This is a genomic window from Pseudomonas oryzihabitans, from assembly GCF_032027545.1.
Taxonomy (GTDB): Bacteria; Pseudomonadota; Gammaproteobacteria; order Pseudomonadales; family Pseudomonadaceae; genus Chryseomonas; species Chryseomonas oryzihabitans_F.
Map to the genome: position 1 here is coordinate 107066 of NZ_JAVSJB010000011.1, position 23251 is coordinate 130316.

21 protein-coding genes are annotated in these 23251 nt (G+C 67.4%); 14 read left to right on the plus strand and 7 right to left on the minus strand.

Features of this window, described 5'->3' with window-relative positions; genetic code table 11:
* Positions 1-411: 411 nt before the first annotated feature.
* The 5 genes from msbA to RND78_RS18400 all read left to right on the plus strand — a co-directional run bounded on the left by msbA (position 412) and on the right by RND78_RS18400 (position 7579).
* Positions 412-2223 carry a lipid A export permease/ATP-binding protein MsbA gene (gene msbA, locus RND78_RS18380; RefSeq protein ID WP_312730995.1) on the plus strand — a complete coding sequence of 604 codons (1812 nt, stop codon included), beginning with the start codon at positions 412-414 and terminating at the stop codon, positions 2221-2223.
* A complete protein-coding gene (locus RND78_RS18385; protein WP_312730996.1) occupies positions 2217-3113 on the plus strand; it encodes a GNAT family N-acetyltransferase in 897 nt (298 codons plus the stop codon). Before msbA ends, RND78_RS18385 begins: the two co-directional genes overlap by 7 nt.
* Before the next feature lies 1 nt (position 3114).
* Positions 3115-4527, plus strand: a complete 1413-nt coding sequence (locus RND78_RS18390; protein WP_312730998.1) for a PIG-L family deacetylase — start codon at positions 3115-3117, stop codon at positions 4525-4527.
* A gap of 90 nt (positions 4528-4617) precedes the next feature.
* Complete coding sequence (gene hldE / locus RND78_RS18395; protein ID WP_312730999.1) at positions 4618-6045, plus strand: bifunctional D-glycero-beta-D-manno-heptose-7-phosphate kinase/D-glycero-beta-D-manno-heptose 1-phosphate adenylyltransferase HldE; 1428 nt, start codon at positions 4618-4620, stop codon at positions 6043-6045.
* Positions 6046-6094: 49 nt separating this feature from the next.
* Positions 6095-7579 carry a helicase HerA-like domain-containing protein gene (locus RND78_RS18400; protein ID WP_312731000.1) on the plus strand — a complete coding sequence of 495 codons (1485 nt, stop codon included), beginning with the start codon at positions 6095-6097 and terminating at the stop codon, positions 7577-7579.
* A gap of 60 nt (positions 7580-7639) precedes the next feature.
* Here the strand turns inward: RND78_RS18400 and RND78_RS18405 are convergent, their stop codons facing one another.
* The 3 genes from RND78_RS18405 to RND78_RS18415 all read right to left on the minus strand — a co-directional run bounded on the left by RND78_RS18405 (position 7640) and on the right by RND78_RS18415 (position 9491).
* Entirely contained in the window at positions 7640-8413 is a 774-nt protein-coding gene (locus RND78_RS18405) for an OmpA family protein (protein WP_312731001.1), read from the minus strand.
* Positions 8414-8456: 43 nt separating this feature from the next.
* Entirely contained in the window at positions 8457-8888 is a 432-nt protein-coding gene (locus RND78_RS18410) for a DUF4398 domain-containing protein (protein ID WP_288477487.1), read from the minus strand.
* Positions 8889-9146: 258 nt separating this feature from the next.
* A complete protein-coding gene (locus RND78_RS18415) occupies positions 9147-9491 on the minus strand; it encodes a pilin assembly protein (protein ID WP_312731009.1) in 345 nt (114 codons plus the stop codon).
* A gap of 163 nt (positions 9492-9654) precedes the next feature.
* On the opposite strand from RND78_RS18415, the gene ppc reads away from it, so the two are divergent.
* The 7 genes from ppc (at position 9655) to RND78_RS18450 (ending at position 16922) form a co-directional block, all read left to right on the plus strand.
* Positions 9655-12291 carry a phosphoenolpyruvate carboxylase gene (gene ppc / locus RND78_RS18420; protein ID WP_312731011.1) on the plus strand — a complete coding sequence of 879 codons (2637 nt, stop codon included), beginning with the start codon at positions 9655-9657 and terminating at the stop codon, positions 12289-12291.
* Positions 12292-12481: 190 nt separating this feature from the next.
* Entirely contained in the window at positions 12482-13129 is a 648-nt protein-coding gene (gene adk, locus RND78_RS18425; RefSeq protein ID WP_312731013.1) for an adenylate kinase, read from the plus strand.
* Positions 13130-13267: 138 nt separating this feature from the next.
* Positions 13268-13951, plus strand: coding sequence for a tRNA (adenosine(37)-N6)-threonylcarbamoyltransferase complex dimerization subunit type 1 TsaB (gene tsaB, locus RND78_RS18430; protein WP_312731015.1), 684 nt, complete (start codon positions 13268-13270; stop codon positions 13949-13951).
* Between the two features lie 138 nt (positions 13952-14089).
* A complete protein-coding gene (locus tag RND78_RS18435; protein ID WP_312731018.1) occupies positions 14090-14449 on the plus strand; it encodes a hypothetical protein in 360 nt (119 codons plus the stop codon).
* Positions 14449-15306 (plus strand): DUF72 domain-containing protein, encoded by an 858-nt coding sequence (locus RND78_RS18440; RefSeq protein ID WP_312731020.1) that lies wholly within the window; start codon positions 14449-14451, stop codon positions 15304-15306. The genes RND78_RS18435 and RND78_RS18440 overlap by 1 nt, the downstream gene beginning before the upstream one ends.
* Positions 15307-15406: 100 nt before the next feature.
* The gene (locus RND78_RS18445; protein ID WP_312731021.1) at positions 15407-16108 is read left to right on the plus strand and encodes an extensin family protein; all 702 of its coding nucleotides are present in this window, start codon (positions 15407-15409) and stop codon (positions 16106-16108) included.
* A 31-nt stretch (positions 16109-16139) separates the two neighbouring features.
* Complete coding sequence (locus RND78_RS18450; RefSeq protein WP_312731022.1) at positions 16140-16922, plus strand: class I SAM-dependent methyltransferase; 783 nt, start codon at positions 16140-16142, stop codon at positions 16920-16922.
* 55 nt (positions 16923-16977) lie between these two features.
* Here the strand turns inward: RND78_RS18450 and RND78_RS18455 are convergent, their stop codons facing one another.
* Genes RND78_RS18455 through RND78_RS18465 form a run of 3 tightly spaced genes read right to left on the minus strand, consistent with a single transcriptional unit; the run spans position 16978 to position 19976 of the window.
* Positions 16978-18486: a tripartite tricarboxylate transporter permease gene (locus tag RND78_RS18455; protein WP_312731024.1), complete on the minus strand. Its 1509-nt coding sequence runs from the start codon at positions 18484-18486 to the stop codon at positions 16978-16980.
* 1 nt (position 18487) lies between these two features.
* A complete protein-coding gene (locus RND78_RS18460; protein ID WP_312731025.1) occupies positions 18488-18946 on the minus strand; it encodes a tripartite tricarboxylate transporter TctB family protein in 459 nt (152 codons plus the stop codon).
* Positions 18947-18995: 49 nt separating this feature from the next.
* The gene (locus tag RND78_RS18465) at positions 18996-19976 is read right to left on the minus strand and encodes a tripartite tricarboxylate transporter substrate binding protein (RefSeq protein WP_312731026.1); all 981 of its coding nucleotides are present in this window, start codon (positions 19974-19976) and stop codon (positions 18996-18998) included.
* A gap of 339 nt (positions 19977-20315) precedes the next feature.
* On the opposite strand from RND78_RS18465, the gene RND78_RS18470 reads away from it, so the two are divergent.
* The gene (locus RND78_RS18470) at positions 20316-20987 is read left to right on the plus strand and encodes a response regulator (protein WP_312731027.1); all 672 of its coding nucleotides are present in this window, start codon (positions 20316-20318) and stop codon (positions 20985-20987) included.
* A complete protein-coding gene (locus RND78_RS18475; protein ID WP_312731028.1) occupies positions 20980-22383 on the plus strand; it encodes a sensor histidine kinase in 1404 nt (467 codons plus the stop codon). The genes RND78_RS18470 and RND78_RS18475 overlap by 8 nt, the downstream gene beginning before the upstream one ends.
* Here the strand turns inward: RND78_RS18475 and RND78_RS18480 are convergent, their stop codons facing one another.
* A complete protein-coding gene (locus RND78_RS18480; protein WP_312731029.1) occupies positions 22384-23211 on the minus strand; it encodes an HDOD domain-containing protein in 828 nt (275 codons plus the stop codon).
* Between the last annotated feature and the right edge of the window lie 40 nt (positions 23212-23251).

Genomic DNA, 23251 nt, shown 5'->3' on the forward strand with positions numbered 1-23251 from the left:
GGAAGGGCGGCATTCGGCAAGGCGCATCGGTCTTTGTCGCGGGATCGAGCTCTTTAACCGTCCTGGTGCGCTTGCTTGGGGCTTTCAGAGGGCTGAATCCAGTATAAAGTCACCACCTGGCCGCGCTCTTGCTCCCTGGCGATTTTGTGGAATAGTTGCTCGGTATGCGATGCCAACCGCCATGGCTTCCGCCTTCCGACCCGGACGGCGTTCCTGTTAGGGGATGCTGGTAGGCACAGGACGTCTCAAGTTTTTTCAGATAGCTAGTCGAGGCTTCGCTGCCCTATTGGCGGAATAAACCGGACTTAGCTCGGCGCCGCCAGGAGATCCACGCCGTTTCGGCAGTTTTTGCGGCGGTCCGGGCTTCAGGACACTCGTGCTACCATCGACGTTTTGCGTCACGACGAGACCATGAGCCAAGACTCCCCTGCGCAGACTTCCAGCCTGAAGATCTATTTCCGCCTGCTCGGCTATGTACGGCCCTACATCGGCATGTTCGCCCTGAGTATCGTCGGCTTCCTGATCTTCGCCTCCACCCAGCCCATGCTGGCCGGTATCCTCAAGTATTTCGTCGATGGCCTGAACAACCCCAACGCCGCCATGTTTCCCGGTTGGCCAATCGTCGGCGGGCTGAACCTGGTCGCGGCGGTGCCGCTGATGATCATCCTGATCGCCGCCTGGCAGGGCGTGGGCTCCTTTCTCGGCAACTACTACCTGGCGCGGGTTTCCCTGGGCCTGGTCCACGATCTACGGGTGGCGCTGTTCAACCACATGCTGCGCCTGCCCAATCGCTACTTCGATGCGAACAACTCCGGCCACCTGATCTCACGCATCACCTTCAACGTCACCATGGTGACCGGTGCCGCCACCGAGGCGATCAAGGTGGTGATCCGCGAGGGCATGACGGTAGTCTTCCTGTTCGCCTCGCTGCTGTGGATGAACTGGAAGCTGACCCTGGTAATGGTCGCCATCCTGCCGTTGATCGCCCTCATGGTGACCAGCGCCAGTCGCAAGTTCCGCAAGCAGAGCAGCAAGATCCAGTCGGCCATGGGCGACGTCACCCACATCACCTCGGAGGCCATCCAGGGCTACCGGGTGGTGCGCAGCTTCGGCGGCGAGACCTACGAGCAGCGACGCTTCCTCGACTCCAGCATCGCCAACACCGACAAGCAGCTGACCATGACCAAGACCGGCGCGGTCTATACGCCCATGCTGCAGCTGGTCATCTACTCGGCCATGGCGGTACTGATGTTCCTGGTGCTCTGGTTGCGCGGCGAGGCCTCCGCCGGTGATCTGGTGGCCTACATCACCATGGCCGGTCTGCTGCCCAAGCCGATCCGCCAGCTCTCCGAGGTCAGCTCCACCATCCAGCGTGGCGTGGCTGGCGCGGAGAGCATCTTCGAGCAACTCGATGAACCTGCCGAGCGCGACGATGGCCGTAAAGAGCGCGAGCACGTCCAGGGCCGCCTGGAGGTGCGCAACCTGACCTTCTGTTACCCCGGCACCGACAAGGCCGTGCTGGAAGGCATCGACTTCGTCGCCGAGCCCGGCCAGATGGTGGCCCTGGTGGGCCGCTCGGGCAGCGGCAAGTCGACCCTGGCCAACCTCATTCCCCGTTTCTACCAGCACGAAGAGGGCGAGATCCTCCTCGACGGCCTGGAGATCCAGAATTATCGACTGGCCAACCTGCGCCGGCACATCGCCCTGGTGACCCAGCACGTCACCCTGTTCAATGACAGCGTGACCAACAACATCGCCTATGGCGATCTGGCCGGGGCGCCCATGGAGCAGGTCAAGGCGGCGGCCGAGGCGGCCTATGCCGACGAATTCATCCAGCGCCTGCCGCAGCAGTACGACACCCAGGTCGGCGAGAATGGCGTGCTGCTCTCCGGCGGCCAGCGCCAGCGCCTGGCCATCGCCCGGGCGCTGCTGAAGAATGCGCCGCTGCTGATCCTCGACGAGGCCACCTCGGCCCTGGATACCGAATCCGAGCGCCACATCCAGGGCGCGCTGGACCGCGTCATGCAGGGGCGTACCACCCTGGTGATCGCCCACCGGCTCTCCACCATCGAGAAGGCTGACCTGATCCTGGTGATGGACCACGGCCGCATCGTCGAGCGTGGCAGCCATGGCGAGCTGCTGGCGTTGAACGGTTACTACGCCCGCCTGCATGCCAAGCAATTCGAGGAGGTCGCGCCGCCGGCGCCGACGATCGAATGCTGAGTAGATTGCGCTTCTGGCGCGAGCGCGGCTGGACGGCGATCTCCGCTGCCGACTACGCCGCCACCTGGCAGCGCCATGGCGGCAGTGTCGCCACCCATCCCGAGGTGGTCGCCCGCCTGGCCGAGCTGGCCGGCATTCCGGTGCGCTACCTGGGCTGGGCCGGCGCGGATGGCTGGCAGGCCGCGGTACCCTGCTGGGGACGCGAGTTGGCGCTGTCGCGCGCGGTGCTCAAGAAGCGCCGCCAACGCGCCCTGTTCGACCTGGGCAATGCCGAGATCATCCTGCCGGCTGCACCTGGTGCGGCGGCACCCCTGCGGCAGCGCGCCCGTTACCTGTCGCCGCTGTGCGAAGAGCGCTTCGCCGGACTGCGCCGGCAGAGCGAAGAGCTGGCCATGCTCCGCGAGCCGGAGGCCTGGTCGAAGAAATTCCGCTACAACCAGCGTCGCGAACAGCGTCTTTTCGAAGATGCCGGCGGTCGCGCCGTACCCATGGCCGAGCTGGATAGCACCGAGCAGGCACGTATCTATGCACAGCTGTTCGAAGCCCGCTGGGGCTTCGAGGTGCCGGGCAAGGCGCGGCTGGGCGAGGTCTTCGCCCTGTTGCGTGAGTTCATGACCGGTTCGGTACTCATGCTCGGCGAGCGGCCTGTGGCCATCCAGGTGCTGTATCGGGTCGAGGCGCCGGAGTGGCTCAGCGTCGAATACGTCAACGGTGGGGTCGAACCGAGCTGCAGCGACCTCAGCCCTGGCAGCGTCCTCACCTATCTGAATACCCAGGCGGCCTGGCAGGATGCCCGTGTCCTGGGCAAGGCATTGCGTTACTCCTTCGGCCGCGCCGACCGCGACTACAAGGATCGCTGGTGCCACCGCGTCACCGTCTTCGAGAGCTGAGATGATCGCCCGCAAACAAGCCCTGCTCAAACGTCACCGCCGGCATAAGCGGCTGGCCCTGCTGGTCATCGCCGTGGTGCTGCTCGGCTGCCTGGCGCTGGGGCCCTGGTGGAGCGCGCCGCTGCTGGCGCTGCTGATCTGGCTCGGTCACGAGGCCTGGTTTGCCGATCACCTCTTCTATTCGCCGCGCGACAGCTATAACTACCAGTTTCCCGCTGACACCCTGGTCCTGGGGTTGCACCTGCAGCAGGGGCGGCTGGCGGCGGTGGAGTTGCCGCCGGGCGAGCTGACGCTGTTCCTGGAGTGTCGCCTGCGCGCCAGCTGGCTGGGCCGGCTGCTGGACCCCCAGGTGCGCCTGCGCGCCGGAGAGGACAGCGATCGCCAGGACTTCGAGCGTGGCGTCGCCGGGCGGCGCTACGTCAATCTCAGTGGCTATGCCGAAGCCCTGCGTCGTGGCGAGCTGCAGCTGTGGACCCGCTTCTGCCGGTTGCAGGGTGAGTTGCGCCTGCATGTCTTCGCCCAGCCGGATTTCCACAGCAAGCGGGTGATGGTCATCGCGCCCCACGCCGATGATGCCGAGCTGGCCGCCTTCGGCTTCTACAGCCAGGCAGCGGAGACCAGCATCGTCACCCTGACCCAGGGCGAGATCGAGGCCGAGCACTACCAGCGGCTGGGCCTTGATCGCCAGGCCGCCGCCCAGCTCAAGGGCCGGTTGCGTACCTGGGACAGCCTGGTCACCCCCCTGTGGGGCGGGGTACTGCCGGAGCGCTGCTTCCAGCTGGGCTATTACTGCCTGCAGCTGCCGGCCATGCGCCAGGTGCCCGAAGAGCCCTTCGGCTCCCGTGAGTCCGCTGAAACCGACATCCGCAGCGCGCGCCACTACAACGCCTTCGACCTGCCCGGCGATGCCGATGGCGCCCCCACCTGGCGCAATCTGGTCGCCGATCTGACGGCGCTGCTGGAGCACTTTCGCCCCGAGGTGGTGGTGCTGCCGCATCCAGAGATCGATCCCCACGCCGATCACGTCGCCAGTACCCAGGCCCTGCGCGAGGCCATGGCGGTGAGCCAGTGGCAACCCGAGATCGAATTGCTCTACGCCAACCACCTCCACGACAACGACCGCTGGCCCATGGGGCCCGCCGAGGGCGGCATCGCCCTGCCACCGGCCATCGAAACGCCGGCGCCCTTGGTGCCCTGGAGTCCGCTGCTGACCCCGGCGCGTCGTCTGGACAAGGCCATGGCCCTCGGGATGCAGCATGACCTGCTGGTGCCCTTGCCGGCCAAGAAGCGCCTGCGGCGTGCCATCCAATGGCTGCTGGCCGGCCGCCGCTGGCCGCGCACGGGGGAGGACGAGTTCTTCCGCAAGGCGGTGCGCCGCCACGAGCTGTTCTGGATCGGTCGCCGTACGCGCTGATGGCGGCTATTGCCGCTGCCAGGCGCTTCCGGGGCGCCTTGGCCCCTATGCTATGATCGCCGCCATTTTCGCGCTTTGGAGCCTGTTCCTATGAAGCTGACCATGCCTCGCTTCGATCTCGCGCCGGTCCTGGTGGTCGGCGACGTGATGCTCGACCGCTACTGGCACGGCACCACCTCGCGGATCTCCCCCGAGGCGCCGGTACCCGTGGTGCGCGTCGACCAGCACGAGGATCGTCCCGGTGGCGCGGCCAACGTCGCCCTCAACATCGCCGCCCTGGGCGCCCCGGCGTACCTGGTCGGTGTCACCGGCCAGGACGAGGCCGCCGATGCCCTCACCGACAGTCTCCGCGCTGCCCATGTGCAGGTGCGCTTCCAGCGCATCGCCGCGCAGCCGACCATCGTCAAGCTGCGCATCATGAGTCGTCATCAGCAACTGATCCGGGTCGACTTCGAAGAGCCCTTCGACACCGACGCCCAGGCGCTGGTCTCGGACACCGCCGCCATGCTGGCCGGGGTCAAGGTGCTGGTGTTGTCCGACTACGGCAAGGGCGCGCTGAAGAACCACCAGGCGCTGATCCAGCTGGCCAAGGCGCGCAAGATCCCGGTGCTGGCCGACCCCAAGGGCAAGGACTTCTCCATCTATCGCGGCGCCAGCCTGATCACCCCCAACCTGTCCGAATTCGAGGCCATCGTTGGCGTCTGTGCCGATGAAGCCGACCTGGTGGCCAAGGGTAACGAGCTGATGGCACGGCTGGATCTAGGCGCGCTGCTGGTGACCCGCGGCGAGCATGGCATGACCCTCGTTCGTCCCGGCCAGCCCGCGCTGCACCTGCCGGCCCGCGCCCGCGAGGTGTTCGACGTCACCGGTGCCGGCGATACCGTGATCTCCACCCTGGCCGCCGCCCTGGCCGCTGGCGAGGAACTGCCCCAGGCCGTGGCCCTGGCCAATCTGGCCGCCGGTATCGTGGTCGGCAAGCTGGGGACCGCCGCCATCAGTGCTCCCGAGCTACGGCGCGCGGTGCAGCGCTCGGAAGGCTCCGAGCGCGGTGTCCTGACCCTGGAGCAGTTGCAGCTGGCCATCGAGGACGCCCGCGCCCATGGCGAGAAGATCGTCTTCACCAACGGCTGCTTCGACATCCTCCACGCTGGCCACGTGACCTACCTGGAGCAGGCACGGGCCCAGGGTGATCGGCTGATCGTGGCGGTCAACGACGACGCCTCGGTCACCCGCCTCAAGGGCCCGGGTCGCCCCATCAACAGCGTCGACCGGCGCATGGCGGTGCTGGCCGGCCTCGGCGCGGTGGACTGGGTCATTCCCTTCAGCGAGAACACCCCGGAGCGCCTGCTGGAACAGGTGCGCCCGGACGTGCTGGTGAAGGGGGGCGACTACAAGAGCGTCGAAGAGGTGGTCGGCGCCCAGATCGTCCAGGGCTACGGTGGCGAGGTGCGCATCCTCGGCCTGGTGGAAAACAGCTCCACCACCGCCATCGTCGAGCGCATCCGCAACCGCACCTGAGTGCGAAGTCTCGGGTTAAGCTGGCGCAGAACCGCTACGGAGCTGCGCCATGTCCTCGACGCCCCTGCTGATCCTCGGTACCGCTGTTGCTGATGGCCAGACCGATGGTCAACCCATCGGTCATCCCCTCAAACTGGCCAACCGCCACGGCCTGATCGCCGGGGCGACGGGGACCGGCAAGACGGTTACCCTGCAGCGCCTCGCCGAGGCCTTCAGTGATGCGGGCGTCGCGGTCTTCGCCGCCGACATCAAGGGCGATCTCTGTGGCCTGGGCGCTGCCGGTACGCCCCAGGGCAAGCTGGCCGAGCGCATCGCCGCCCAGGGCCTGCCCCACCAGCCTCAGGCCTATCCGGTCACCCTCTGGGACGTCGACGGCAAGAGCGGTCATCCGCTGCGGACCACCCTGAGCGAAATGGGCCCGCTGCTGCTGGGCAATCTGCTGGAGCTGACCGACAGCCAGCAGGCCGCCCTGCACGCTGCCTTCAAGGTGGCCGATCGTGAAGGCCTGCTCCTGCTCGACCTCAAGGATCTCAAGGCCGTCCTCAATCACCTGCGCGAAAACCCCGAGGTCCTCGGTGAAGACCGGGCACTGTTCGCCGGGGCGTCGGCCCAGGCGTTGCTGCGCCGCCTGGCGACCCTGGAGCAGCAGGGTGCCGAGGCCTTCTTCGGCGAGCCGGCCTTGCAACTGGAAGATATATTGCGGCCCGAGCCCGATGGCCGCGGCCGTATCCACCTGCTCGATGCCAGCCGGCTGGTGCACGAGGCGCCCAAGGTCTATGCCACCTTCCTGATCTGGCTGCTGGCCGAGTTGTTCGAGCAACTGCCCGAGCGAGGGGACGCGGACCAGCCGGTGCTGGCGCTGTTCTTCGACGAGGCCCATCTGCTGTTCGGCGATACGCCCAAGGCGCTGCGCGATCGCTTGGAGCAGGTGGTGCGGCTGGTCCGCTCCAAGGGCGTCGGCGTCTATTTCGTCACCCAGTCGCCCGCCGATCTACCGGACGACATCCTGGCCCAACTGGGCCTGCGCATCCAGCACGGCCTGCGCGCCTTCACCGCGAAGGAGCAGAAGGCGCTGCGCGCGGTGGCCGATGGCTTTCGCCCCAATCCGGCCTTCGACAGCCTGCAGGTGCTCACCGAGCTGGGTATCGGCGAGGTCCTGGTGGGCAGTCTGGAGGACAGGGGCACGCCGGCCATGGTCGAGCGGGTAGCCATCGCCCCGCCGCAATCGCGGGTCGGTCCCTTGAGCGAAGCCGAGCGCCAGGCGCTGATCCGCCAGTCGCCCCAGGCGGGTCGCTACGACCGCCCGCTGGATCGCGAGTCGGCTTACGAGATCCTGCGGGATCGTCAGGCCGAGCGGGTGCCGGACGATGCGCCCGCACCGGCGAAGGCGAAGGAGGGCGGTGCCCTGAGCGATGTGCTGGGCGAGCTGGCCGGCCAGGCGCTCAAGAGCGCGGCGCGTCAGGCAGCCAATCAGCTGGGTCGCCAGCTGGTGCGCGGCTTGCTGGGCTCGCTGCTGGGCGGCAAGCGCCGCTAGCCCAGGCCGTGGACAAAAAAAGACCCCGCCGTGGCAGGGTCTTTTCGTCTCACGCTGACATTACATGCGCGGGGCGACCGGGTTGGCGTCGTTGGAGATGGTGACTTCCACGCGACGGTTCAGGGCGCGGTCGGAGGCATTGCTGTTGCTGGCCACCGGGAAGTTCTTGCCATAGCCACGGGTCTGGATGCGGCTCGGCTCGACCCCGGCGCTGATCAGTGCGGTCTGGATGGCCTGGGCGCGACGCTCGGACAGCTGCTGGTTGTAGGAGTCGCTGCCGACGCTGTCGGTATAGCCCTCGACGATCACCTTGCGCTCGGGATTTTGCTTCAGGTAGTCGGCCAGCTTCTGGGCGTTGGCATAGCCCTGGGGCTTGAGCTCGGCCTTGTTGAAGTCGAACAGCACGTTGCCGAAGGTCACCACGGTGCCGCGGTCGGTCTGCTTGGCCTGCAGGGCGTCCTGCAATTGCTTGAGCTGGGCGGTACGGGCATCCAGACGGGCCTGGGTGCGCTCGGCGTCGACATTCTGCATGTCGGCTTCGGTCATGCGCAGCTTGATGGTCTGCAGGGCGGTCTGGATACGCTGGTTGGTCAGGTAGGCCAACTGGTCGACGGTCTTCTCGTTCTCACCGTCCTTGTAGGCCTTCTCGGTCTTCTGCAGCCAGGCGCCGGCGTCCTTGGTCTCCAGAGCGGCCAGTTGGGCGGCCTGGGGCTGTGACTCCAGTGCGGAGTAGTCGGCCTTGGCCTTTTCCAGGTTGGGGTTGGGCGGCGTGGAGCAGGCCGCCAGGGCCAGGCTGAGCAGCGACACGGCAGGGATCAGAATGTGTTTACGCATGGTGGTCATCCTTTAATGGGCGAAGGTGAGGAGGGAAGGACTCTTACTGCTGGACCTTCTTCTGCAGGTTCTGCTGGAGCTGCAGGTTGATCTGACCTTCCTCACGGATCTGCTGGATGCTGTTCTGGGCATCCTTGAGCGCCGCTTCGGCCTTGGCGGCCTGGGTCTTGCGGGTGGCCAGGCGAGCGTCCCATTCGGCCTGCTCGGCCAGCTGCTTGGCTTCGTCGTACTTCTCGTTGGAGAGGGCGGTCTGGGCCTGGGTCCACTTGTCCTGGGCCGACTTGGTCTCGATGGGGGCGTACTGGTTGCCACCCGAGCTCACGGCCTCGTTGACGGCGGACTGGGTCACGGCCATCTGCGCGGTCGGCGGGTTGCCGGCACAACCGGCCAGCAACAGCGAGCTGCCCAGCGCAAGGGCTGCGAGTTTCAGGGTGCAGGCTTTGGAAAGGGACTTTTGGGCAGTGGCACTCTTCATGGATTCAAGCTCCGTTATTGATCCGAAAAGCGCGCCGCCGGCACGGGCAGGGCGGGCGCCTGGTCAGGAAAAGCCGCAAGTGGAAGAAAGCCCTGCCCGTTCCGAAAGGTCCGTGGCGAGCGTCTACAAACAGCCCTCGTCCAGCGCTGCGGTCTGATCCTATGACCGCTCATCCGACAAAAATGTTCACTAGCTATCGAATTTCCCCGGGCGCCAAAGCCCTTCGCAGAGCGGTGGCGCCGTAGGTAAGACTGCAGGTCAGGGCGCCTGGCGACCGTCTTCCGCCTGCAGTCGCTGCAGGTGCTTGCGTGCCAGTTCGAGAAAGCGCGGGGTTGTCCCGACGTCCGCATAGAGGGGGTCACCCAATTCGTCGGTGGCCACCACCTCGTCACCCTGGACGTAGGGAAAACTGGCTTCGAGTTCCTCGAAGGCGGCCGCCAGCAATTCGCCCAGCAGCGCCTCGGGCGTACGCTGGGGATACAGCTCATGCAGGGCTTCCAGGCGGGCGGCGGTTTCCAGGTCCAACTTCAGGGTGTAGCGGCGGGTGCCGCGCGCGGGCGTGGCCTGTTGCTCCCATTGGTGAGCGAGTTCGCGAATCTTCATGGGCATCTCCCGTGGCGTTAGGCAAAGGTCGGATGGTCAGTCCGTGCGGGGCTGGGCACCCTGAGCCGGCGGGTCTTGCAACCGGCGTGGCAAGGTGCTGTCCTCAGCGCTAGACCGCAGCGCTTGCCGCGAGGTCCCAACCGGTACTTTCGAGGAGCACGAGATGGTGGAAATCGACGTTCGCCTGCGCGAGCAGGTGCGGTTGCTGGGCGAACTCCTGGGGCAGACCATCGCCGATCAGCATGGCGCCGCCTTTCTCGACAAGATCGAGCGGATCCGCAAGGGCGCCAAGGCGGCCCGCGGTGGTTCCGCCGAGGGCGCGCGGCAACTGGGCGACACCCTAGACACCCTGGCCGAGGACGAACTGCTACCGGTGGCGCGGGCCTTCAGTCACTTCCTCAACCTGGCCAACATCGCCGAGGAGTATCACCGGGTCCGGCGGCGCGGCGAAGACGAGCCGCCGCCCTTCGAGCAGCGGGTGCTGCCCGAGTTGCTGGCGCGTCTGACGAACGCCGGCCTGCCGGGCGCGGAGCTGGCCGAGCGGGTAGCGGCGCTGGACATCGACCTGGTGCTGACCGCCCACCCCACCGAGGTGTCGCGGCGTACCCTGATCCAGAAATACGACGAGATCAGCGCTCAGCTCGCCCTGCTCGATCATCGCGACCTGACCTCCGCCGAGGTGGCCACCATCGAGGGGCGCCTGCGTCGGCTGATCGCCGAGGCCTGGCACACCGAGGAAATCCGTCGCCAGCGTCCGACGCCGGTGGACGAAGCCAAGTGGGGCTTCGCGGTGATCGAGAATTCCCTCTGGCAGGCGGTCCCCACTCTCCTGCGCAACCTCGATGGCTGCCTGCAGGAGCGCACCGGCCAGCGCCTGCCGCTGACGGCCGCGCCGCTGCGCTTCTCCTCCTGGATGGGCGGCGACCGCGACGGCAATCCCAACGTCACCGCCAGCATCACCCGCGAGGTGCTGCTGTTGGCCCGCTGGATGGCTGCGGACCTCTACCTGCGCGACGTCGATCGGCTGGCCGCCGAACTGTCCATGCAGGCCGCCAGCCCGGCCCTGCGCGAGCAGGCCGGCGATCACCCCGAACCCTATCGCCAGGTGCTCAAGGGCCTGCGCGAGCGCCTGCAGATCACCCGTAGCTGGGCGGCTCATGCCCTCACCGACCCCCATGCCGGGGCGCGCCACATCCTCAGCGACAACGCCGAGCTGATCGCGCCGCTGCAGCTGTGCTACGACTCCCTGCAGCGCTGCGGCCTGGGCGTCATCGCCGACGGCTCGCTGCTCGATACCCTGCGCCGGGCGCGTACCTTCGGCCTCTATCTGGTCCGCCTGGACATTCGCCAGGACGCCGCGCGCCACGCGGCTGCCCTGGCCGACATCTGCCGCTACCTGGAGCTGGGCGACTACACCGCCTGGAGCGAGGAACAGCGCCTGGACTTCCTGCGCAAGGAGCTGACCAGCCGCCGACCGCTGCTGCCGCTGGATGCGGAGCTTGCGGACGATACCCGCGAGGTGCTCGCCACCTGCCGTGTCATCGCCGCCTCGCCACCGGCGGCCCTGGGTTCCTACGTCATCTCCATGGCCGGCGCGGCGTCCGACGTCCTCGCCGTGCAGTTGCTGCTGCGTGAGTGCGGCGTTCGGCATCCGATGCGTGTGGTGCCGTTGTTCGAGACCCTCGATGACCTCAACCATGCCGGTGGGGTCATCGCCAGTCTGCTCGACCTGCCCGACTACCGCGGGCGCCTGGCCGGTCCCCAGGAAGTCATGATCGGCTACTCGGATTCGGCCAAGGACGCCGGCACCCTGGCCGCCGCCTGGGCCCAGTATCGTGCCCAGGAAGCCCTGGTGGAGATCTGCGCCACCCGCGGTGTCGAACTGCTGCTGTTCCATGGTCGTGGCGGTACCGTGGGCCGCGGCGGCGGTCCGGCCCACGCGGCCATCCTGTCGCAGCCGCCGGGCTCGGTGGCCGGGCGCTTCCGCACCACCGAGCAGGGCGAGATGATCCGCTTCAAGTTCGGCCAGCCCGCGGTCGCCGAGCAGAACCTCGCGCTGTACCTGGGCGCCGTCCTGGAAGCCACCCTGTTGCCGCCGCCGGCGCCCGAGCCGGCCTGGCGCGAGCAGATGGACCGCCTCGCCAGCGACAGCCTCGGGGCCTATCGTGGCGTGGTGCGCGAAGACCCGCATTTCGTCAGCTATTTCCGCCAGGCCACGCCCGAGCAGGAACTGGGCCGGCTGCCCCTGGGCAGTCGCCCGGCCAAGCGTCGCGAAGGGGGCGTGGAAAGCCTGAGGGCCATCCCCTGGATCTTCGCCTGGACCCAGACGCGGCTGATGCTGCCCGCCTGGCTGGGCTGGGAGGCCGCGCTGGAGCAGGCCGAGCGGCGCGGCGAGTCGCCCTTGTTGCGCGAGATGCGCGAGCGCTGGCCGTTCTTCCAGACCCGCATCGACATGCTGGAGATGGTGCTGGCCAAGGCCGAGGCCGAGGTGGCCCGGCTGTATGACCAGCGCCTGGTCGAAGACGAGCTGCAGGTGCTCGGCAGCCAGCTGCGCGAACGGCTGCGGCAGGCCGGCGTCGCGGTACTGCGGCTGACGGGGCAGGGCGAGCTGCTCGAACAGCATCCGGAAACCCTGGTGTTCTTCGCCGTGCGCAATACCTACCTCGATCCGCTGCACCTGCTGCAGATCGAGCTGCTGGCACGGGCCCGGGCGGCGGGCGAAAGCCAGCCGGCGGCGCTGGACCAGGCGCTGTTGGTAAGCGTGGCGGGCATCGCGGCCGGACTGCGCAATACCGGCTGAAGGAGCAGTCGCGTTCGCCGGGACGGCGGGTCGCTGCGACCTGCGCGGTCCCTGCGACGCTAGGTAACTTGTGCGGCCTGGGGGCGCTGTGTATGGTTGGTCCCTTTGGCCGTCTCGTGTCGTCGACAACAATCATCGCGACAGCGCCCCGCGCGGGCTGCCAGTCCGAGACCATTCTAAGGAGCAACAGATGCGCGTAATCCTGCTGGGAGCGCCCGGTGCCGGCAAAGGTACTCAGGCCCGGTTCATCACTGAAAAATTCGGCATTCCGCAGGTATCCACCGGCGACATGCTGCGCGCGGCGGTCAAGGCCGGCACCCCCCTGGGGCTGCAGGTCAAGGACATCATGGACAGCGGCGGCCTGGTGTCCGACGAGATCATCATCGCGCTGATCAGCGAGCGTATCCTGGAAGCCGACTGCGCCCAGGGTTTCCTGTTCGACGGCTTCCCGCGCACCATTCCCCAGGCCGAGGCCCTCGAAGCCGCCGGCGTCAAGATCGACCACGTGCTGGAAATCGCCGTCGATGACGAGGAAATCGTCCAGCGCCTGTCCGGTCGCCGCGTCCACCCGGGTTCGGGTCGCGTCTACCACGTGCAGCACAATCCGCCCAAGGTCGCCGACGTCGATGACCTGACCGGCGAGCCGCTGGTGCAGCGCGAGGACGACCGCGAAGCCACCATCCGCAAGCGCCTAGAGCTCTACCATTCCCAGACCAAGCCACTGGTGGACTTCTACCAGAAGCTCGGCGCCGCCCAGGGCACGCCCACCTGCAGCCGTATCGAAGGCGTGGGTTCGGTCGATGCCATCACCGCCAAGGTGCTGCAAGCGCTGAGCTGAATGTCGATAACGGCCGCCTGTGCCTGCAGGCGGTCCGGTCGGGGCACCGTCCTGGTGTCGTGACCGATGGGCGGGTCCCCCTGGGTCCCGTCTTCCTCTAGAATGCGCAGCCCTTGCAACCGTTGCGGATTCGCCCCCATGTCCATCCTGCTCGCCCTCGATACCGCCACCGAAGCCTGCTCGGTCGCCTTGCACCTGGGCGACGAGATCATCCATCGCTACGAGATCGCCCCGCGCCTGCACGCCCAACGGGTGCTGCCCATGGTGCAGGAAGTACTGGCCGAGGCCGGTCTGAGCCTGTCCCAGGTGGATGCCATCGCCTTCGGTCGCGGTCCCGGTGCCTTCACCGGGGTGCGCATCGCCATCGGCGTGGTGCAGGGCCTGGCCTTTGGCCTCGAGCGCCCGGTGCTGCCGATGTCGAACCTGGCGATCATCGCCCAGCGCGCCTGGCGTGAGCGGGGTGTCAGTCAAGTGGCCGCCGCCATCGACGCCCGCATGGACGAGGTCTATTGGGGCTGCTATCGCCTGGACGGCGAGGTCATGGTATTGACGGGCGTGGAGGCCGTGCTGGCCCCCGAGGCCATCGTGTTGCCCGAGGCCGCCACGGGCGACTGGTTCGGTGCCGGCACCGGTTGGGGCTACGTGGGCCGCATGGCCTTGCCGCTGACCGCGGTGGACGCCACCCTGCTGCCCCACGCCCGGGATCTGGCGGTGCTGGCGGCGGCGGCCTGGGCGCGTGGCGAAGCCGTGGCGGCGGAATCGGAAGCGGCCCAACCGGTCTATCTGCGTGACCGGGTCGCCACTCCCAAGACGCCGGTCTGAGGTCGCGGAACCCAGTTATGGGGCATGCGCCTCTAAGCTGCAAAGGCCGCTCGTCCGCCCGTCGCGACGGACGTCCGGCTCTTGATTGCCACCGCCCTCGACCCTACCTAGAGTAGCGTCATCCGTTCAGGACCTGCCATGCGCATCGACAGCGGCTACTCCTCCTCTGCCTATCCCCTGAATCGCTCCTCCCGCGCGGTCACCCCCGTGCGCGAAGTGGCGAGGGACGAGGACGCCCGCCAGAACGCTATTGCCAGGGAAAACGCCGGCACTGCCCAGCCGAATGTCGCCCCGGTGCGTCGGGTGGAGGCGGCTGCCGCCACCGACAGCGGCGACGCCGGAGCCAATGGCCTGGTGCTCAGCGAACGGGAAGGCCGCTTTGCCGGTAACCTCACCGCCCGCGCCCAGCAGGCCCTGGCCAGCTACGGCAGTACCGCCACCTTCGGCGCCGAGCCAGAGGGCTCGTCCAGCGTCGTGGGTCTCGATCTCTACGCCTGATGCTGCCGTATTTCCTCGGTTGTCCTTCCTGGAACGACAACGCCTGGCGCGAGAGCCTCTACCACGGCCTGCGCCCCACTGATTTCCTGCCGCGCTACACCCAGGTGTTCAACGCCGTGGAAGGCAACACTACCCTCTACGCCTGGCCATCGGCGGACAAGATTCGCCACTGGGCGGAGGTGATGCCGGCAGGTTTTCGTTTCTGCGCCAAATTTCCCCAGGACATCAGCCACGCCGACGATCTGCGGGTCCAGCTGTCCAGTGCCCGTACCTTCATCGACCTGCTGGCGCCGCTGGGCGAGCGGGCCAGTCCGCTGTGGTTGCAGCTGCCCCGTCGCTTCGGCCCGGAGCGGTTGAATGAACTCAAGGTGTTCCTCGACGCGCTGGCGCCGCGACGTACCCTGGCCGTGGAGGTCCGCCACCTGGCCTTCTTCGACAAGGGCGACACCGAGCGGGCCCTCAATCGGCTGCTCCTGGAGCTGGGCGTGGAGCGCATCGGCCTGGATTCCGCGGCGCTGTTCAGTGCCGACCCGAGCGATCCGGCCGTGCGCCTCGCGCAAGCCAAGAAACCTCGGGTACCGGCCCGTGCTCTGGCTTTCAGCGCCCAGCCCCAGGTGCGTTTCATCGGTCGCTTGGAGCTGGCCGCCAACGACTACTACCTCGCCAAGTGGGTAACCCGTGTCGCCGACTGGATCGAGGCGGGCAAGCAGCCCTTTGTCTTCCTGCACACCCCGGACAATCGCCAGGCACCCGAACTGGCCCTGAGATTCCATGCCCAGTTGCGCGAGCGGCTGCCCGGTCTGCCGGAGTTGCCCACCCTGAGTACCGCCGATACCGAGCAACTCGGTCTGCTGTAGGTTCGCCCGGCGCGATACGTTTGGCGACGTTTTCCCTGGCATTCCCGCTCCGCTGGCCGGTCTGACGGATATTCGCCTTCCAACCTCCTGCCGGCGGTCCATGAAAGCCAGACAGCTGCTCGGTCTCGTCATCCTGCTCTACGGGGGCCTGCATACCGCCTTCGACCAGGGTTGGCTGCGCCTCCCGCCGACCTACAATCCCTGGGCGCCACTGGACATCCAGGCGCCGACCAATCCCGTCACCCGTCTCAAGCTCTGGCGCTTGCAAGCCGATGCCGACTACTGCGCGGCGTCCTTGGCGACCTCGGCGCTGACCTATCGCGAGCTGCGCGGCAATCCCGGTTCGGCCGACTGCCCGCTGGAGCGTGCGGTGCGCATCCAGCGCGGTGAAGAGGTGCGACTCAGCGGCAGCTTCCTCGCCAGTTGCCCGCTGGCGGTGAGTTTCGCCCTGTTCGAGCGCCAGGCGCTGCAACCGGCGGCCGAGGCCGTCTACGGCCAGCGGGTGTCCGAGGTGGAGCACTACGGCAGCTTCGCCTGCCGCAACGTCTATGGCCGCGCCACCGGACGGCGCAGCCAGCATGCCGAGGCCAATGCCCTGGACATCGCCGGGCTGCGCCTGGCCGATGGCCGGCGGATCAGCGTGGCACGGGACTGGAACGGCGATCCCCAGGCGCAACGTTTCCTCCGTCAGGTGCGCGACGGGGCCTGTCGGTCCTTCAACACCACCCTGGGGCCGGACTACAACGCTGCCCACCGCGATCATTTCCACGTCGACATGGGTGGCTTTCGCGTCTGCCGGTAGAATGGCCGGTCCTTTCGCCAGCGAGTCGCCCATGTCCACCGCCCGCCCCGCGCTTATCGTCGAAGCCCTGGAATCCGCCTTCACCGAGGCTGCTGCTGCCTGGGCCGCGCGCCTTGACCTGCCCCTGGGCACCGCCACGACCGAGGAATTCGCCCTGCAAGTCGGTGCTCAAGGCCTGCAACTGGTCCAGCGGGGTCCCGATGCGCCGGGTCCGGTGCGGGTGGACTTCGTCGAGGGCGCGGCGGCGCACAGGCGCAAGTTCGGCGGTGGCGCCGGCCAGATGATCGCCAAGGCGGTCGGGGTCGGACCCGGCGTGCGCCCGCGCGTGCTCGACGCCACCGCGGGTCTGGGCCGCGACGCCTTCGTGCTGGCGACCCTGGGCTGCACGGTGACGCTGGTCGAGCGCCAGCCGCTGATCGCCGCCCTGCTCGAAGACGGCCTCGCCCGTGCGGCACGGGATCATGACGCGGCCGGCATCGCCACCCTGATGACTCTGGTGCAGGCCGATTCCACCGCCTACCTGCAAGGCGGGGAAGGCGAGGCGCCCGAGGTGATCTACCTGGACCCCATGTTCCCGCACCGCGACAAGAGCGCCCTGGTGAAGAAGGAAATGCGCCTGTTCCGGCCGCTGGTGGGCGACGACCTGGATGCCCCGGCGCTGCTGGCCGCGGCTTTGGCCCGCGCCAGCCACCGGGTGGTGGTCAAGCGCCCGCGCAAGGCGCCGGCCATCGAGGGCGTGAAACCGGGCTACGTGCTGGAGGGCAAGTCCAGCCGCTATGACATCTACCCGAAGAAGAGCTTCAAATCTTCTTGAATGAAAAAGCCCGCGGGCGGAAGGGCTCCGGCCGCGGGCTTTGGGTTCGCCGGTCTCAGACGGTCGCGGCCTTGGGCGCGCGACGCTTGCGCCAGGCGCGATAGAAGGGCAGGGCCACCATCAGGATGCAGACGATCCAGATGGCCTGGCTGATGCCGCTCTGCCAGAGGATGCCCACCTCGCCATTGGAGATCGACAGGGCGCGTCTCAGGCTCGTCTCCATCAGCTCGCCGAGGATGAAGCCCAGCAGCAGCGGCGACAGCGGGAAGTCCAGCTTGCGCATGATGTAGCCGAAGATACCCACGCAGACCATCAGCACCAGGTCGAAGGTGGTGGCATGCACCGCGTAGACGCCGATGCCGGTGATGATGGCGATGGCGGGCGCCAGCGACCAGTTTGGCACCTCGAGGATCTTGGTGAACATCTTCACCATGGGCACGTTGAGGATCAGCAGCATCACGTTGGCGATGAACAGCGAGGCGATCAGCCCCCACACCAGGTTCGGCTCGTTCTGGAACAGCAGCGGGCCGGGAGTGATGTTGTAGAGCGTCAGGGCGCCGATCATCACCGCGGTGGTGCCCGAGCCGGGGATGCCCAGGGTCAGCATGGGGATCATGTTGCCGCACACTGCCGCACCGATGGCGGTTTCCGGCGCCGCCAGGCCGCGCAGGTCACCCTTGCCGAAGGTGCCATCGGCACCGGCCAAGCGCTTCTCGGTGGTGTAGGCCAGGGCACTGGCCAGGGTCGCACCGGCGCCCGGCAGGACGCCGATGATGAAACCGCTCACCGAACTCCGCAGGTTGACCATGAACACGCTGCGCGCCTCGCGCACGTTGAACAGCATGCGCCCGGTGGCCTTCACCGCGACCTGACCATGATGGGTCTGCTCCAGCAGCAGGAGCAGCTCGCTCACCGAGAACAGGCCCAGCACCAGGATCACGAAATCGATGCCGTCGGCCAGGTGCACGTTGTCGAAGGTGAAACGATAGACGCCGCTGTTGGCGTCGATGCCCACCGAAGCGATGGCCAGGCCGAAGAGGGCGGCGACCAGGGTCTTGACCGGCTTCTCGGCGGCCATGCCGGAGAGACTGAGGATGGCCAGGGCCATCAGTGCGAAGTATTCCGCCGGACCGAAGGCGATGGCCCATTTCGCCAGCAGCGGCGAGAACAGCACCATGCCGCAGGTGGCGATGAAGGCGCCGATGAAGGAACTCCAGGCCGACAGCGACAGGGCCACGCCGGCCAGCCCCTGGCGGGCCAGTGGATAGCCGTCCAGGCAGGTCATCATGGTCGCGGCTTCGCCAGGGATGTTCAGCAGGATCGAGGAGATCCGGCCGCCGTATTCGCAGCCCAGGTAGACCGCGGCCAACAGGATCAGCGAGGTCTCCGGTGGCAGGCCCAGGGCGAAGGCCACCGGGATCAAGAGAGCGATGCCGTTGATCGGTCCCAGGCCCGGTAGCAGGCCGACCACAGTGCCGATCAGGGTGCCGATCAGCGCCACGATCAGGTTGGTCGGTGTCAGGGCGACGCCGAAGCCCTGCATCAGGAAGTTCAAGGTATCCATGTCAGCCCTCCAGGAATTCCAGCACGCCAAGGGGTAGGGGGACTTCCATCACCCGATCGAACAGCACATAGAGGCTTACCGAGAGCAGCAGGCTGACCAGGGCGCAGGGCACCAGCCGGCCGCCATAGAGCAGGCCGCAGAGAGTGGCGGTGAGGAAGGCGCTCAGCGGAAAGCCCAGCGGCTGGAAGGTCAGGGCGTAGCCCAGCAGGATGGCGCAACAGGCCACCACCTTGCGCAGCGACGAGGCGTCCAGCGGCTTCTGGTCCTCGCCATCGCCGATGGGCGTGGGGCGGATGATCAGGTAGGCCAGGCCCAGGCTCATCAGGCCGAACATCAGCATCGGATAGGCCCGCGGACCGACCGGCTCGTAGGAAAAGGGCGCCTGGTAATCCCGGGCGATGAACAGCATGGCGAGTCCGGCCACCAGCCAGACCGCCATGAAGGCGCGTTGGAAGATCATGTCGATATCCTCGAAGGCGCCCGGATGGGCGCCGGAGCGGCAGGGCGCGTTACTGGATCAGGCCGAATTCCTTGGCCATGCTGCGGTAGCGGGCGACTTCCTTCTGCACATAGGCATCCAGTTCGGCACCGGTCATGGCGAAGGGGAAGAGCTCGCGCTGGTCACGCAGCTTGGCGAAGTCCTCGGAAGCCAGCAGCTTGTCGAAGCTGGCTTTCCACCAGTTGTACTGCTCGTCGGTCACCTTCGGGCCGACGTAGAAGCCGCGGACCACCGGCCAGACGATGTCGTAGCCCTGCTCGCGGGCGGTGGGGATGTCTTTCATCGCCGGTTCGTCGAAACGCTGTTCGGCGAAGACCGCCAGGAGGCGCATGTTGCCGGCCTCGACATGGGGCATGGAGTCGGAGATATCGGTGCTGCCCACCTGGATGTGACCGCCCAGCAGCGCAGTGGCGATCTCGCCGCCGCCTTCCAGGGCCACGTAGCGCAGCTCCTTTGGATTGATGCCGGCAGCCTTGGCGATCAGCGCCGTCTGCATCCAATCCTGGCTGCCCACGGTACCGCCGGAGCCGATCACCACCTTGCTCGGATCCTTCTTCAACGCCTCGACCAGGTCACCCAGGGTCTTGTAGGGTGAATCGGCCTTGACCGCGATGGCGCCGTAGCTGGCACCCACCGCTGCCAGCCAGCGCACGGCCTTCTCGTCGAAGCGACCGAACTTGCCCTGGGCCAGGTTCAGCAGCGAGCCACTGGAGAAGGCGACGATGGTGTCGCCATCGGCCGGCCGCTGGGCCACCACGGTGTTGTAGGCCACCGCGCCCACGCCGCCGGGCATGTAGGTCACCCGCATCGGCTTGTCCAGCAGCTTGGCTTCCACCAGGCCGCTCTGCGCCAGCTTGCAGGTCAGGTCGAAACCGCCGCCAGGGGACGCCGGGGCAATGCATTCGGGGCGCTTGGGTTCGGCCATGGCCTGGGCGGACAGCAGCACGGAGGCGGCCAGGGTCAGGGTGAGGTTGCGCAAGGTGGTGCTCATCGACGTCTTCCTTTTGTTGTTATTTCAGAAGCTGACAGGCGGACACGGCTCAGGCTCGCCGGGGCGGCGATCGTTCGGAGAGGGAATACGGGAGCACGTGGAGCTGCGCGAGGGCGAGCATGGATGTCGTTCCGCTTGTTATTGTTGTTGGCCAACCAGGGGTGGCGCTTGGGCAAGCATCGCGCGGTTCTAGGACCGCTACCTTTCACTCTAGACCACTAAACTTTCAACAGCCTTTCAGTCCTGACGGGCGTCGATCGCCCGGCCGGGGCGGGAAGTCAGCCGACGCGTATCCCGGTAAACTCCGACTTTTCAACCTCTTGGGCGGGAGCTTTAACCGTGCGCATCCTTCTGGTCGAAGATCATCCGCCCCTGGCCGAGAGCGTCGCCCAGGCGCTCAAGAACGCCGGCCTCAACCTCGACCTGCTCACCGACGGCGTCGCGGCCGATCTGGCACTGCAGAGCGAAAGCTACGCCCTGGCCATCCTTGATGTCGGCCTGCCGCGGCTGGATGGCTTCGAGGTGCTGGCGCGTCTACGCGAGCGCGGCGATCGCCTGCCGGTGCTGATGCTCACCGCTCGTGGCGAAGTGAAGGATCGTGTCCAGGGCCTCAACCTGGGCGCCGACGACTACCTGGCCAAGCCTTTCGAACTCACCGAGCTGGAAGCCCGGGTCAAGGCGCTGCTGCGCCGCAGTGTGCTGGGAGGCGATCGTCAGCAGCGCTGCGGACCGCTGGTCTACGATCTCAATACCTCGCGCTTCACTTTGGGCGAGGAGGCCTTGCCGCTCACCTCCCGGGAGCACGCCGTGCTCGCTGCGCTCATCGCCCGGCCCGGTCGGGTCATGAGCAAGGAGCAACTGGCGGCCCAGGTCTTCGGCCTGGACGAAGAGGCCAGTCCCGAGGCCATCGAGATCTATGTGCATCGCCTGCGCAAGAAGCTGGAAGCCGGCGCCGTGCGCATCGTCACCTTCCGCGGCCTGGGTTATCTGCTGGAAGAACAGCATGGCTGAGGTGGCGAAGGCGGCCGGCAGTCTGCGCGGTCGACTGCTGCTGCGGCTGGTGGTGCTGCTGGCGGTGATCCTGGCGATCAGCAGCCTGGCCGCCTATCTTAACGGCCGGCGCCTGGCCGACGTCGCCTATGATCGGACCCTCCTGGCCTCGGCTCGAACCATCGCCGCGGGCCTGTCGGCCAGCAATGGCACCCTGCGCGCCGACGTGCCCTACATCGCCCTGGACAACTTTGCCTACGACAACGTCGGCCGCATCTTCTACCAGGTGCTGGACACCCGCGGCCGCTTGATCTCCGGCTACGAGGAGATCCCGCCGCCACCCGCGGACGCCCCGCTGACCCGCGACTATCCCGCCCTGGCGCGTTTCTACAACGCCACCTACCGCGGCAAGGACGTCCGGGTGGTCAGCCTGGCCCAGCCCGTCAGCGAGCCGGACCTCACCGGCATGGCCGAGATTCGTGTCGCCGAAACCGCCGAAGCCCGCGAGGAAGTGGCCCGCAGCCTGCTCACCGACACCCTGATTCGCCTGGGCCTGATGGGGCTGGGCGCCATTCTGCTGGTGTGGATGGCGGTCGGGGCTGCCCTGCGTCCCCTGGAACGCCTGCGTCAGGCGGTGGAGGAGCGGGGCGTCGATGACCTGCGGCCGCTACCCGAGGTGCGCGCGCCCCAGGAGCTGTTGCCCCTGGTGCACGCCCTGGAAGGCTTCACCCTGAGATTGCGCCGCCTGTTCGAACGCCAGGCCGACTTCATCGCCAATGCCGCCCATGAATTGCGTACCCCGCTGGCGGCGATCAAGGCCCGGGTCGAACTAGGTCTGCGTGAACGCGAGCCCCAGGCCTGGTACGCCACCTTGGAAGAAACCCGGGCCAGCACCGATCGCCTGGCGCGGCTGGCCAATCAGCTACTGTCCCTGGCACGTATCGAAAGCGGCGCCCAGGCCATCGCCGAAGGTGGTGCCGAGCGCCTGGAACTCAGCGAGCTGGCACGGGAGCTGGCCATGGCACTGGCACCCCTGGCCCATGCCAAGGGCGTCGCCCTGGCCTTCGAACCCTTCGCCAAGGGCACGGTGATCGGCGAGCCCACGCTGCTCAACGAGTTGCTCTGCAACCTGGTGGAGAATGCTCTGGCCCATAGCCAGCCAGGTGGCAATATCGTGCTGCGCGTGCTGGCGCCGGCGGTCCTGGAGGTGGAGGACGACGGTCCCGGCATTCCGGCCAACGCCCGGGCCAAGGTCTTCGAGCGCTTCCAGCGGCTCGACCCCCAGTCCGGGGGCGCCGGGCTGGGCCTCGCCATCGTCGGCGAGATCTGCGCGGCCCATCGGGCGCGTATCCAGTTGCTGGATGGCGCCCTCGGTGGCTTGCGGGTGCGGGTGGAGTTTCCCGCGGAAGACGGCTGATCAGCCGAGCAGGCTGCGCGACTGCTCCACGGCGTCCCAGAAGGTCGGATCCTTCTCGAGGTCCGGCTGGTTGTGCAGGCCCAGGCGCTTGGCCGCCGGCAGCGCCAGCACCTCCACCGTCTGCCCCTGGCGTGCCGCCTGCAGCTGGGTGGCGACCTGCACGATGTCGGCATAGTCGGCCGCCGCTGGCTGGCGCTGCAGCGCCAGGTACTCGCGGGGCACGCAGGCGATGTCGGCCGGGAAGTCCCAGACCTTGAGAATGCGTTCGCCGATCTGCGGATGGATCAATGCCGTGATCTGGTCGAGGGTGATGGCATTGGCCAGCAGGCCTTCCTCTTCCTCGGCGTAGGTCAGGATCGGCAGCACGCCGATCTGATGCACCAGGCCGGCCAGCAGGGCGCGATCGGCCATCAGCCGCGTGTACTTCTTGCACAGCGCATGACTGATGGCGGCGATCTCGGTGCCCTGGCTCCAGACCTCGCGCATCTTGCGGTCCACGGCATCGCTGGTGGCCTGGAACATCTGCTGCATCGCCAGGCCCGTAGCCAGGTTGGCCGTGTAGTTGATGCCCAGCCGGCCCACGGCCATCTGCAGGTCGGTGATTTCCTTGCTGGTACGCAGCAGCGGGCTGTTGACCACCTTGATCAGGCGCGCGGTCAAGGCGGCGTCCATGGCGATCACCCGGCTCAGCTCGGCGACGCCCACGTTGGGGTCTTCGGCCGCCTCTCTCACCTTCAGCGCCACCTCGGGAAGCGTGGGCAACACTACGCGGTCGGTATCGATCGCGTGCAGAAGGTCCTGGACAACTTTTTCAGCAAGAGGAGTCATGACGTACCTGTATGGAGTGGCGCGGAAGGCGATCCCAACC